The 12003-nt window shown below is 67.5% G+C and carries 10 protein-coding genes; 3 read left to right on the top strand and 7 right to left on the bottom strand.

The features are described from left to right. Nucleotides 1–5: 5 nt before the first annotated feature. The 5 genes from DELCS14_RS12670 to DELCS14_RS12650 form a co-directional block, all read right to left on the bottom strand. Nucleotides 6–1253, bottom strand: coding sequence for an ABC transporter substrate-binding protein (locus DELCS14_RS12670; RefSeq protein ID WP_013801960.1), 1248 nt, complete (start codon nt 1251–1253; stop codon nt 6–8). Beyond that, entirely contained in the window at nt 1250–2809 is a 1560-nt protein-coding gene (locus tag DELCS14_RS12665) for an aldehyde dehydrogenase family protein (protein WP_013801959.1), read from the bottom strand. The genes DELCS14_RS12670 and DELCS14_RS12665 overlap by 4 nt, the downstream gene beginning before the upstream one ends. 75 nt (nt 2810–2884) lie before the next feature. Continuing rightward, nucleotides 2885–3664, bottom strand: a complete 780-nt coding sequence (locus DELCS14_RS12660; protein WP_013801958.1) for an enoyl-CoA hydratase/isomerase family protein — start codon at nt 3662–3664, stop codon at nt 2885–2887. Beyond that, entirely contained in the window at nt 3657–5252 is a 1596-nt protein-coding gene (locus DELCS14_RS12655) for an acyl CoA:acetate/3-ketoacid CoA transferase (protein ID WP_013801957.1), read from the bottom strand. Before DELCS14_RS12655 ends, DELCS14_RS12660 begins: the two co-directional genes overlap by 8 nt. Continuing rightward, nucleotides 5249–6280 carry a Gfo/Idh/MocA family oxidoreductase gene (locus tag DELCS14_RS12650; RefSeq protein WP_013801956.1) on the bottom strand — a complete coding sequence of 344 codons (1032 nt, stop codon included), beginning with the start codon at nt 6278–6280 and terminating at the stop codon, nt 5249–5251. Before DELCS14_RS12650 ends, DELCS14_RS12655 begins: the two co-directional genes overlap by 4 nt. 110 nt (nt 6281–6390) lie before the next feature. Here DELCS14_RS12650 and DELCS14_RS12645 point away from each other — a divergent pair, with 110 nt between their 5' ends. Then, on the top strand, nt 6391–7407 hold the full coding sequence (locus DELCS14_RS12645; RefSeq protein WP_013801955.1) for a LacI family DNA-binding transcriptional regulator: 1017 nt from the start codon (nt 6391–6393) through the stop codon (nt 7405–7407). A gap of 39 nt (nt 7408–7446) precedes the next feature. On the opposite strand, the gene DELCS14_RS12640 is transcribed toward DELCS14_RS12645, so the two are convergent. Both DELCS14_RS12640 and DELCS14_RS12635 read right to left on the bottom strand, forming a co-directional pair. Continuing rightward, complete coding sequence (locus DELCS14_RS12640; RefSeq protein ID WP_013801954.1) at nt 7447–8028, bottom strand: GDSL-type esterase/lipase family protein; 582 nt, start codon at nt 8026–8028, stop codon at nt 7447–7449. Nucleotides 8029–8176: 148 nt separating this feature from the next. After that, nucleotides 8177–8596, bottom strand: coding sequence for a thioesterase family protein (locus tag DELCS14_RS12635; protein WP_013801953.1), 420 nt, complete (start codon nt 8594–8596; stop codon nt 8177–8179). Nucleotides 8597–8814: 218 nt separating this feature from the next. On the opposite strand from DELCS14_RS12635, the gene DELCS14_RS12630 reads away from it, so the two are divergent. Both DELCS14_RS12630 and DELCS14_RS12625 read left to right on the top strand, forming a co-directional pair. Continuing rightward, complete coding sequence (locus DELCS14_RS12630; RefSeq protein WP_013801952.1) at nt 8815–10515, top strand: electron transfer flavoprotein-ubiquinone oxidoreductase; 1701 nt, start codon at nt 8815–8817, stop codon at nt 10513–10515. 404 nt (nt 10516–10919) lie between these two features. Further along, the gene (locus DELCS14_RS12625; RefSeq protein WP_012206114.1) at nt 10920–11891 is read left to right on the top strand and encodes an ABC transporter substrate-binding protein; all 972 of its coding nucleotides are present in this window, start codon (nt 10920–10922) and stop codon (nt 11889–11891) included. Nucleotides 11892–12003 lie beyond the last annotated feature (112 nt).

Below are 12003 nucleotides of genomic sequence, written 5' to 3'. Positions count from 1 at the left end.
CTCCATCAGTCGGCCAGGGCCGAGGCCAGCTCGGCCACGGCCCTGGCATCGTCGATCTGGCCGTTGAAGTGGCGCGTGACCACGTCATAGATGGCGTTCTTGGCCGATGCGGCCGTCGCATGGCCCAGCGCAATGGAGCCCAGCATGCTGCGCCGGCCATCGGCCTCGGCCACGTCGCGGATGGCCTTTTTGCCGCATTCGTCGAAGGCCGTATCCGCCACGTCCAGGCGCGCAGGCGCCGCACCCTTGACGACATTGAATGCCGACTGAAAGGCCGGCTCCATGATGGCGGCCGCCAGCTTGCGCTGAGCGGCCGCCTTGCCCGCGTCGGACAGCCTGAACATCACGAACTGGTCGGTACTGAAGGCCACCATGCCCTGGGTGCCCGGGAAGCGGTAGCAGGCAAAGTCCTTGCCGGGCTGCTTGCCGGCGTTGAGGAACTCGCCCTTGGCCCAGTCGCCCATGATCTGGAAGCCCGCCTTGCCGGCGATGACCATGCCCGAGGCCACGTTCCAGTCGCGCCCCGAAAAATCCTTGTCCACCAGGCTGCGGATCTGCGCCATGCGCTGGAATACCTTGCGCGTGGTCGCCGACCGGATGGTGGCCTGATCGCGCTCGATGAAGGCCTTGCGGTAGTAGTCGGCGCCGCCCGTGGACAGGGCCACGCTGTCGAACACGATGGCCTCCTGCCAGGGTTGGCCGCCATGGGCGATGGCGATGAAGCCGGCCTGGCGCACCTTGCGCGCCGCCGCGATGAATTCGTCAAAGCTCGCTGGCTCGGCCGTCACGCCCGCCTGGGCCAGCACCTGCCGGTTGGCCCACAGCCAGTTGGTCGAATGGATGTTGACCGGCGCCGCGATCCAGCGGCCCTGGTAGCGCGAGAATTTCTGCACCTCCTGCGGCACGCTCTTGTCCCAGCCCTCGCGCGCGGCCAGGGCATCCAGGTCGGCGACCACGCCCTGGCCGCCCCAGTCCAGGATGTCGAAGCCCAGCATCTGCACCGCCGTGGGCGGGTTGCCCGAGGTCACGCGGGCGCGCACCGCCGTCATGGCCGCCTCGCCGCCGCCACCGGCCACGGGCATGTCGTTCCAGCGCACGCCCTGCTTTTCCAGCCCGCTCTTGAGCAGGTTCAGCGCGGCGGCCTCGCCGCCAGCGGTCCACCAGTGCAGGACCTCGACGCTCTGCCCGGCCATGGCGGCCGGCGGTGTGGCAAGGGCCATGGCCAGCGCCATGGCAGTCAGTGGCCGCTTCATGCCGTGTCTCCTTCGTGGATGGGCAGATACCAGTGGCTGCGCGCACCCAGGTGCATGTGCAGGGTCTTGGCCTGGGTGTAGTCCTCGGCGGCACGGCGGCCCAGCTCTCGGCCCAGGCCGCTTTGGCGGTAGCCGCCGAAAGGCAGCTCGGCATGGCCTTCGAGGAAGGTATTGACCCAGACCGTGCCGGCCTTGATGCGCCGCGCCGCCGCCAGGCAGGTGCTGAAGTCACGGCTCCAGACGGCGGCCGACAGGCCGTAGAGCGTGGCGTTGGCCAGGTCGATCGCATCGTCCAGGTCCTCGAAGACCAGCACCGCGAGCACGGGCCCGAAGACCTCCTGCCTGGCAATGGCCATGTCCGGCGTCACGCCGGCCAGTACCGTGGGCTCCACATACAGGCCCGGGCGCGCCATGCGGCTGCCGCCCAGCACCACGCGGGCGCCGGCCTGGCGCGCGGCCTCGATGTGGGTGAGGATGGCGTCCAGCTGGCGCTGCGTGGTGATGGCGCCCACCTGCACGCCCTGGTCCAGCGGATCGCCCACGCGCACCTGCCGCGCGCGCTCGGCCACGGCGGCCACGAAGCGCTCGGCGATGGCCGCCTGCACCAGCACGCGGCTGCCGCTGTTGCAGCACTGGCCGGCATTGAAGTGCATGCCCAGCACCGTGGCATCGACGGCCGCCTCGAAGTCGCAGTCGGCAAAGACGATCTGGGGGTTCTTGCCGCCCAGCTCCAGGGACAGCTTCTTGAGGGTCTGCGCCGATGCTGCGGCCACCTTCCGGCCTGTTTCCGTGGAGCCCGTGAAGGACAGCATGTCGATGTCCGGGTGCGCGGCCAGGACCTCGCCGACAGCGCCACCGCCGCCTGGCAGGATGTTGACGGCACCGGGCGGCAGGCCGGCGTTCATGAGGATCTCGCCCAGCATCAGCGTGGTGGCCGATGTTTCCTCGGCCGACTTGACCACGGCCGTGCAGCCGGCGGCCAGCGCAAAGGGCAGCTTCTGGCTGACGATGAGCAGGGGAAAGTTCCAGGGCGTGACGATGCCGACCACGCCCAGCGGCTCGCGCAGCACCACGCCCAGCGTCTGCTCGCCCAGCGTGTCGTAGCTGTCGCCATGCAGGTTGCGCGCCAGTGCGGCGGCGTAGTGCCACAGGTCGGCCGCCGCGCCCACCTCGTCCAGCGACTGGGCCAGCGGCTTGCCGGTCTCCAGCGTCTCCATACGCGCCAATTCCTGCCTGCGGTCCAGCAGGCGTTCGGCCACGGCACGCAGCACGCTGGCGCGCTGCGCACCCTTCATGCGGGGCCAGGGCCCGTGGTCCGCAGCGCGGCGTGCTGCGGCAATGGCACGCGCGGCATCGGCCCGCCCGGCCCGCGCATGGATGCTGGCCACGGTGCCGTGGGCCGGGGAGCGGCGTTCCAGCGTCGCGCCGTCGGCCGCATCGGCCCAGGCGCCATCGATGAGCAGCCGGCCATGGAACGGGGGCCTGTGGATGAGGCCGGCCATGGCCCCTGCATTCACTGCAGTTGCATGGGCTGGAAGCGGGTTCGCGGCAGTCATGGTGGCGGTCTCCTTGGGTGGTTCAGGGGGCAAGGGCGGGACGGCGAATCGGCAGGTCGGCAGGTCGGCGCAGATTCAGCGGCCCAGGTAGCGCGGCACGCGCTTTTCCTTGAAGCTGCGCAGGCCTTCGGCTGCATCGGCCGTGCTCGCGGCCAGGGCTGCGGCCATGGCTTCCAGTGCGGCGGGTGCGTCTTCGCCGGCGGCGGCATTGATCAGTTGCTTGGTCAGCTGCAGTGCCACGGGCGCCTGGCCTGCCATGTCGTGGGCCAACGCAGCAGCGCGCAGGCCCAGTTCGCTGGCCGGCACCCGTTCATGCACCAGCCCGCAGGCCAGCGCCTGATCGGCGGACAGCCGCACGCCGCCCAGGGCCAGGTACTTCGCGTGGCCGGGGCCGATCAGCCGCACCAGCCGCTGCGAGCCGGACCAGCCGGGACAGGTGGCGATCGATGCCTCTGGCAGCGCGAACTGCGCCGTATCGACGGCGATGCGCACATCGCTGGTGATGGCCAGCTCCAGCCCGCCGCCGAACGCATGGCCGTTGAGCGCCGCAATCACGGGCTGGCGCAGCCGCGCCCACCGGTCGAACACCTGGTGGCCACGGCGCACCCACTGCCGCCACATGTCCAGCGGCTGCAGCGCGGCCCAGGCATGGATGTCGGCGCCCGCGCAAAAGGCCCTGTCGCCACGGCCGGTCAGCACCACGGCACGGATGGCGCCATCGGCCTCGATCTCGCGCGCTATGTGCTCCAGTGCGTCGAGCATGCACGGGGTCAGCGCGTTGAGCCGTGCAGGCCGGTCTATCGTGACCTGGGCCACGGGGCCCTGGCGCACCAGTTGAACCAGGGTCTCAGCCACGGCGGACCTCCCGGGCCTGCAGGGCCAGGCCAAAGGGCGCATCGTGGAACAGGCGCTCATCCATACGCCGCAGGTCGGGCGCCACCTGCAGCGCCATGCCGGCCCGCTCCAGCACATCGCGCTGCAGGTCCACGCCGGGCGCGATCTCGCGCACGACCAGGCCCTGGTCTTCGAGGTCGATGACGCAGCGCTCGGTCACATAGCGCACCCGCTGCCCGCGCTGGCGCCCGACCAGGCCGCTGAAGCTGATGTGCTCGGCCGTGCCGACGAACTTGCGCGTGCCGCCCTCCTCGAGGATGTCCAGCCGCCCGTCGCCCACGCGCAGCCTGGCGCCGGCCGTGAAAAGTCCGCAGAAGACGATGCGCCGCGCATGGGCCGTGATATCCACAAAGCCGCCGCAGCCGGCCGTCAGATAGGGCCTGGCGCCCAGCCGCGAGACATTGACGCTGCCATCGCCATCCACCTGAAGGAAGGACAGCAGCGTCACATCGAAGCCCCCGCCCTGGAAATAGGTGAACTGCTGGGGCGAGGCCACGATGGCATCGGCATTGGCCGCGCAGCCAAAGGCAAAGCCCAGCAGCGGCATGCCGCCGACGGCGCCCTGCTCTATGATCCAGGTCACCTCGCCATGCAGGCCCTCCTCGAGCAGGATGCGCGGCACATTGGCCGCAATGCCAAAGCCCAGATTGGCAGCATGCCCGTGCGCCAGTTCCATGGCGGCGCGGCGCGCAATCACCTTCTCGGGCCCCCAGGCCTGGGGCTCGAAGCCGGACAGCGGTTGCGCCACCTCCCCGCTGATGGCCGGGTCATACACCGTCTGCGTGGTCTGCCACTGATCGGCATCGACCACCACATGGTCCACCAGATGGCAGGGGACGCGGACATCGTGCGGCCTCAGGTGGCCGGCCCTGACGATGCGCTTGACCTGGGCGATGACGATGCCACCGTTGTTGCGTGCGGCCATCGCCTGCTCCAGCGCACCCAGCAGCGCGCCTTCGTGCTCATACCCCAGGTTGCCGCGCTCATCGGCCGTGGTGGCGCGCAGGACGGTCACGTCGGGCGCCACAGCGGGAAAGAACAGCCAGTCGCGCCCGTCGAAATGCTGCAGGCGCACTACCGGATGGCGGCTGGCCGGCTCGTTCATCGCGCAGCCCTGCTGTGCGGGATCGACAAAGGTGCCCATGCCCGCCTGGGTCAGCACGCCCGGGCGCCGCGCAGCCGCCTCGCGGTGCATGTCGAACAGGATGCCGCTGGGGATGTTGTAGGCCTGGATCTGGCTGTCCACCACCATGCGCCAGATCGCAGGCATGGGCAGCGAGGACGGGCCGCTGGGATACGAGCCGGCCAGGACACGCGACAGCAGCCCGGGCCGGGCCAGATGGTCCATTCCCTTGATGCCGTACATATCGCCGGCCGCAATCGGGTGCAGCGTGGTCAGGTTGCGCGGAGCACCCTCGCGTTCGAAGCGCTCGCCAATGGCGGCCAGCACCTTGTCGGGGCAGCCCAGCCCGCTGGACGAGCTCACGCTGACGATGTCGCCGTCGCGCAGCAAGGCTGCAGCCTGTGCGGCGGTGATGTGCTTGTTCATGCGGCTGCTCCCCGTTCCCGTGCAAGGGGATTGGCTATGGGTACGGCCCGGCCCGTGCGGCAGGCCTGGGCCATGGCCACCGCCGCCGCCAGCGAGCGCACGCCGTCCTCGCCGGTGGCGGCAGGCAGGCCTTCGCCGCGCAGGGCGGCGCAGAACGCGACCACCCCATGCGCGTAGAGACCGTGGTGCTCCACGGCAATGGACTGCTCGCCGGCCCCATTGCGCAGCAGCACCTCGCCGCCCGGCCGCTGCGTCATCACATCGCGCCCGATGAGCGAGCCCGAGGCGCCATGGATCTCGATGCCGGTTCCCGCATGCGCCACGGTGAATGCCGCATGCAGTTGGGCCAGCACGCCGTTGTCCAGCCGCAGCACGGCCATCACGCCGTCCGCCACGCCGTTGCGGGACAGCGGTCCTTGCTGCTCCAGCGCCACCGCCTCCACCGGCTCAGCCCCCAGGATGAAGCGCAGCGCATCCACGTCATGCACGCCGATGTCGAGGATCACGCCACCGGCCTCGGGCCGCTCCAGCCGCCAGCCCTGCACAGAGGGCGGCAGCTCGATGGCGTGGAAGACGCGCGCAAACAGCGGCTGGCCCACGGCGCCATCGCGCACCAGCTCGCGCATCCTGCGGTGCGTTGCCGCGTTGCGCAGGTGGTGGTTGGTGCCCAGCACCACGCCTGCGGCCCGGCATGCCCTCACCATGTCCAGCGCATGCTCCACGGTCAGCGCCAATGGCTTCTCGCACAGGACATGCTTGCCGGCCGCTGCCGCAGCAAGGACCTGGGCGTGGCGCAGTTCGTTGTCGGAGCTGACGTAGACCACCTGGACTGACGGGTCGGCCAGCAGGGCGGGCACCGAGTCGTAGGCGCGGGCAATGCCCTGCTCGGCAGCAAACTGCGCCGCGCGCTTTGCACTGCGGCTGGCGACCGCCGCCACCGTGTGCCCGCGCTGCGCGCGGATGGCACCGATCATGTGATCGGCAGCAATGGTGCTGGCCCCTATCAATCCCCAACCGACCTCGCTCATGGTCTCCCTCCCTGTATTGATAATTTCTATTGGAACGTTCTAATTAATTATTGGAACGTTCCAAAAGAAGATCAAGCACAATCGCGCCGACCCAGGGAAAACACCGAACCATGATGAACAAGCCCCCTTCCGTGCGCGCCGTGACCATCCTTGACGTGGCGGCTGCGGCCCAGGTCTCCAAATCAACGGTGTCGCTGGTGCTCAAGGGCAGCCCCCTGATTCCGGCCGAGACATCGGAGCGCGTGCGTGCAGCGGCAGCGCAGCTCGGCTATGTCTACAACCGTCGCGCCGGAGAGCTGCGGCGCCAGTCGTCCAACATGGTCGGTGTCGTGATCAACGACCTGATGAACCCCTTCTTTGCCGAGGTGCTGGCGGGGCTGGAGCGCAGGCTGGCCGATGCCGGCTTCATCACGCTCATGGCCCATACCAGCGAAAGCCTGGAGCGCCAGCAAAAAGTGCTGACCGCCATGCGCGAGCACAACGCGGCCGGCATTGCGCTGTGCCCGGCGCTGGACACGCCGGCCTCGCTGGCGCAGGACCTGCAGTCATGGGGCATTCCCCTGGTGGTCATGATCCGCACGCTGGGCGAGGGAAGCTACGACTTCGCAGGCGCCGACAACGCCCATGGCGTGATGGCGGCCACGCGCCACCTGCTGGCGGCCGGGCATCGCCGCATCGGTTTTCTGGGAGGGCTGGACGGCCTGATGCTGGAGCAGCGCCTGAGCGGCTGCAGGGCCGCCTTTGCCGATGCGGGCCTGGCTTTCGATGAAGACCTGGTTTTCTCCGCCAGCCCCACGCGCACGGGAGGGCATGACGCCATGCGCAGCCTGCTGGCCGCGCAACCAGCCATCAAGGCGGCCATCTGCTACAACGATCTGGTGGCCTTTGGCGCACTGTCTGCCCTGGACGAAAACGGACTGCGCGCAGGCAAAGACTTCGCGCTCATGGGCTTCGACAACGTGTTCGATGCCGCGCATTCCCATCCCCCCCTGAGCACGGTGGACGTGCGCCCCGCCGAGCTTGGCGAACAGGCTGCCACCTTGCTGCTGGCACGCATGGCCCATCCGGGCCAGCCCCGCCAGCAGTTGTTGGCCAGGCCCAAGCTGGTGCTGCGCCAGTCAGCCTGAAGACCGCGGCTCGGTCGGAACTGACCCGGCTCTGCAGGCTCAGCGCGGTAGCCCGTCAATCGTCTGGATCAGCAGTTGCGCCAACCTGTCGCTGGCGGCCTGGGTGCGGTGCACGCCATCCGGGTTCAGGTCCTCGTCACCGCGAAAATCGGCATCCCAGCCGGCGTGCGGTATGCCCTGTTGCGTGGCGATGTCGTGCATCACCGCGTTCAGGGCGTCCAGGTTGTCCGTCCATTCCACGGGAAAGCGCCCCAGCGGCATGCCGGGCAGGCCCGTGAACACGGGAGTGGAGCCGCATTCCCGGCTGATGCGCACGGCCTCCAGCAGGTCGGCCCGGTACTCGTCTGGCGGGACCAGGCCGAAGCCGTCATTGGCGCCCAGGGCGATGACCGTGACGCGGCTGTTGTGCGGCACATCGGCAAACGTCAGCATGAGTTTTTGCAGCCGCAGGCCGTTGATGCACCTGTCATCCAGCGTCCACCAGGGGCGTGCCGCCTGGATGCGCTGCACCGGCGTGATGTCCACGCCGTAGCCGTTGAGAATGCTGTCGCCGTTGAGCTCGATGCTCAACGGGCAGCGATAGCCAAACAGCCGGCACAGCAGCTTTTGCAACCAATCCATATCGAACCTCCTGGGGAATGCGGGCATGGACGACACGGCATGTGTCGTTCATCCGATGATCCGCGAGGCTCCCTCGCCCGCAGGCACTCCGGGCGCCACGGCCTGGCGTGCAGTGCCCAGGCACATCATGTGAAGGGCGCCAGGGCCGCTATCCCACCATCTCCCGCACCCAGCCCGGCAACTCGATGGCCTTCTGCCTGGGAAAGTCCACCCAGATCACGGTGCCGCCGCCGGCCGCGCAGATCACGCCGGGCTCGGAGATGCGTTCCATGGTTCCCCAGGTCTCGAAGGTGGTGCGGCCGGGGTCGCTGACGTACATCTTGAGCAGCACCTCGTCGGGATAGGCCAGCTGCTGGTGGAAGTTGCAGAACGCATTGACGATGACCGGCCCCTGCCCGCCCGGCGTAGGCGCCATGCCCGCTTCAACCATCCAGTCGATGCGGGCAGTCTCCAGATAGCGGAAGTACATGGCGTTGTTGACATGGCCCATGGCGTCCATGTCGCCCCAGCGCACTTTGAATCGCATCTCGTGAACGCATTTTTTATATTCTGGAATCTCTATGCGCATGCCTGCAGTCTCCTTGTTGTAGCGCCACCGCAAGGCACCATGCCCCGCAGCCCCCGGTCACTGTGCAGCAGGGCGGATTCCCGCGCTGTCACCTATCAGCAACGACGGGGTCCACGCACGTCATAGAATCCACCGCATTGCGGCATTTGCGCTGCAGCCGAACGAACGTTCGGTCTGCCGAACATCCTGTTTTTTCAATATCCAAGCGAGACACCCCGATGACGAACGAAGAAATCCTGGCCCAGTACGGGCCGCGCGAAGCCATGGAATACGACGTGGTGGTGGTTGGCGGCGGCCCCGGCGGCCTGGCCACGGCCATCCGCCTCAAGCAGCTGGCGGCCGAAAAAGGCCAGGATGTCTCCGTCGTCGTGCTGGAAAAGGGCTCGGAGCCCGGTGCCCACATCCTGTCGGGCGCCATCATGGACCCGCGTGCGCTGACCGAGCTGATCCCTGACTGGAAGGAAAAGGGCGCGCCCCTGACCCAGCCCGTCACCGACGACGCCATGGTCTTCCTGGGTGAGAAATCCGCCCTGCGCACGCCCAACTTCCTGCTGCCGGCCTGCTTCCAGAACCATGGCAACTACATCGTTCGCCTGGGCTATGTGGTCAAGTGGCTGGGCGAGCAGGCCGAGGCACTGGGCGTTGAAATCTTCCCGGGCTTTGCTGCCGCCGAGGTGCTCTACAACGACGACGGCTCGGTCAAGGGCGTGGCCACCGGCAACATGGGCATCGGCAAGGACGGCGAACCCACGGGCGACTTCCAGCTGGGCATGGAGCTGCACGCCAAGTACACGATCTTTGCCGAAGGCTCACGCGGCCACCTGGGCAAGCAGATCATTGCCAAATACCAGCTGGACGCCGGCAAGGACCCGCAAAGCTATGGCCTGGGCATCAAGGAGCTGTGGGAAATCGACCCGGCACGCCACAAGCCCGGCTTCGTGATGCACACGGCCGGCTGGCCCATGGACAGCAAGACCTATGGCGGCGCCTTCCTCTACCACCTGGACGACAACAAGGTCACGCTGGGCTTCATCACGGGCCTGGACTATGCCAACCCCTACCTGAGCCCCTTCGAGGAGTTCCAGCGCTGGAAAACCCATCCCAACATCCGCTACTACCTGGAAGGCGACGAGTCCAAGGGCATCAAGCCGGCCAAGCGCCTGGGCTACGGCGCGCGCGCCATCACGGCAGGCGGCCTGCTGTCCCTGCCCAAGTTCGTGTTCCCGGGCGGCGCGCTCGTGGGCTGCGACGCAGGTTTCCTGAACGTCAGCCGCATCAAGGGCAGCCATGCCGCCATCAAGACCGGCATGCTGGCCGCCGAGGCCGCCTATGACGCCATCGTCGCAGGCCGCCAGGGCGACGAGCTGGGCGCCTATGTAGAGGCCTTCGAGAACAGCTGGCTGTACGAAGAGCTGAACAAGTCGCGCAACTTCAAGGCCTGGTTCAAGAAGGGCCTGACCACGGCCACGCTGATGAACGGCATCGAGCAGTTCGTGCTCAAGGGCAACATTCCCTGGACGCTGCACCGCGACAAGCCCGACCACGCCTACCTGAAGCCTGCGGCCGAGTGCAAGCCCATCGACTATCCCAAGCCCGATGGCAAGCTGACCTTCGACCGCCTATCCAGCGTCTTCATCAGCAACACCAACCACGCCGAAGACCAGCCCGCCCACCTGACGCTCAAGGACGCCTCGGTGCCCGTGGCCATCAACCTGGCCAAGTACGCAGGCCCCGAGCAGCGCTACTGCCCGGCCGGCGTCTACGAGTTCGTGGACGACACGGCCCAGGGCGGCAAGCGCCTGCAGATCAACGCCCAGAACTGCGTGCACTGCAAGACCTGCGACATCAAGGACCCCACGCAGAACATCGTCTGGGTCACGCCCGAAGGCGGCGGCGGGCCGAACTACGCGGGCATGTGATCCGCACGCCACACCGGCCCTCCTCTGAAGCCTGCCCAAGCCTGCTTGTGCAGGCTTTTTCTTTGAGCGCCGTCAAAGCCATGCAGGCCCAGAAAGCATAGAAGGCCATCCGAAAGGCGCTTGCACGCAATAAAAATGCACGACAAAGCCAAAAACAAGCCCCTGAAGACGCAAACCTGCACCGCCAAACCTGTCCAACACGCATGAAAAAGTTGCACCTAGGGCATTCCCCGCAGATTTCATGCCAATTTTTAGATACAAACCTATAGGTGAAAACCGGGTCGTCCAAACGCCAAGGCGTACAGGGCGGCTGCAGTAGACTTTGCCGCGAAGCGCCGCGACCGTCCTGTGCGGCCTTCTGCTGAGCAAACAGGAACAAACACAAGCACGTTGGAGATACACGTATGAAGCACTTGTCTTGGGCGCCCCTGGGCGCGCTGGCCCTGGCAATTTCCGCCATCGCGGGCGGCGCCCACGCCGCTGACGAGAAGTCGGTCGCAGTGACCGCCATCGTCGAGCACCCTGCACTCGACGCCGTGCGCGACGGCGTGCAGGCCGCGCTCAAGGAAGCAGGCTACGAAGCCGGCAAGAACCTCAAGTGGCAGTACCAGAGTGCCCAGGGCAACACCGGCACGGCCGCGCAGATCGCACGCAAGTTCGTGGGCGACAAGCCTGACGCCATCGTGGCCATCGCCACGCCCTCGGCCCAGGCCGTGGTCGCATCGACCAAGACCGTGCCCGTGGTGTTCTCCGCCGTGACCGACCCCGTGGCCGCCAAGCTGGTGCCCAGCTGGGAGCCGTCCAAGAACAACGTGACCGGCGTGTCCGACCTGCTGGCCCTGGACAAGCAGATGGATCTGGTCAAGCAGGTCGTGCCCAACGCCAAGCGCGTGGGCATGGTCTACAACCCCGGCGAGGCCAACTCCGCCGTGGTGGTCAAGGAACTCAAGGCCCTGCTGCCCAAGCTGGGCATGACCCTGGTGGAAGCCGCCGCACCCCGTTCCGTGGACGTCAGCAGCGCCGCGCGCAGCCTGGTCGGCAAGGTCGATGTGATCTATACCAACACCGACAACAACGTGGTCTCGGCCTACGAGTCGCTGGTCAAGGTCGGCCAGGACGCCAAGATCCCGCTGGTGGCCTCGGACACCGACTCCGTCAAGCGCGGCGCCGTGGCTGCCCTGGGCATCAACTACCGCGATCTGGGCGAGCAGACCGGCCGCATGGTCGTGCGCATCCTCAAGGGCGAAAAGCCCGGCGACATGAAGACCGAAGTCAGCACCAAGATGGAGCTGTTCGTGAATCCCGGCGCCGCCGAGAAGCAAGGCGTCAAGCTGTCCGACGCGCTGGTCAAGTCGGCCGCCCAGGTGATCAAGTAATACCCGGGGTTTGCCTGCCCGGGACCAACCCGGGCAGTGCGCCCACGGTGGCAGGCGCCATGGCAACATGGCCCTGCCCTTTTTTTAAGTCGTTTTCTGTCCCACGCGCCTG

Source organism: Delftia sp. Cs1-4 (assembly GCF_000214395.1).
Lineage (GTDB): Bacteria > Pseudomonadota > Gammaproteobacteria > Burkholderiales > Burkholderiaceae_C > Comamonas > Comamonas acidovorans.
This window is presented reverse-complemented; position numbering and strand designations above follow the sequence as displayed.

Coding starts and splice junctions, on each gene's coding strand:
- DELCS14_RS12670 (WP_013801960.1), bottom strand. CDS start 1,253: ATGAAGCGGCCACTGACTGCCATGGCGCTGGCCATGGCCCTTGCCACA.
- DELCS14_RS12665 (WP_013801959.1), bottom strand. CDS start 2,809: ATGACTGCCGCGAACCCGCTTCCAGCCCATGCAACTGCAGTGAATGCA.
- DELCS14_RS12655 (WP_013801957.1), bottom strand. CDS start 5,252: ATGAACAAGCACATCACCGCCGCACAGGCTGCAGCCTTGCTGCGCGAC.
- DELCS14_RS12650 (WP_013801956.1), bottom strand. CDS start 6,280: ATGAGCGAGGTCGGTTGGGGATTGATAGGGGCCAGCACCATTGCTGCC.
- DELCS14_RS12645 (WP_013801955.1), top strand. CDS start 6,391: ATGATGAACAAGCCCCCTTCCGTGCGCGCCGTGACCATCCTTGACGTG.
- DELCS14_RS12640 (WP_013801954.1), bottom strand. CDS start 8,028: ATGGATTGGTTGCAAAAGCTGCTGTGCCGGCTGTTTGGCTATCGCTGC.
- DELCS14_RS12635 (WP_013801953.1), bottom strand. CDS start 8,596: ATGCGCATAGAGATTCCAGAATATAAAAAATGCGTTCACGAGATGCGA.
- DELCS14_RS12630 (WP_013801952.1), top strand. CDS start 8,815: ATGACGAACGAAGAAATCCTGGCCCAGTACGGGCCGCGCGAAGCCATG.
- DELCS14_RS12625 (WP_012206114.1), top strand. CDS start 10,920: ATGAAGCACTTGTCTTGGGCGCCCCTGGGCGCGCTGGCCCTGGCAATT.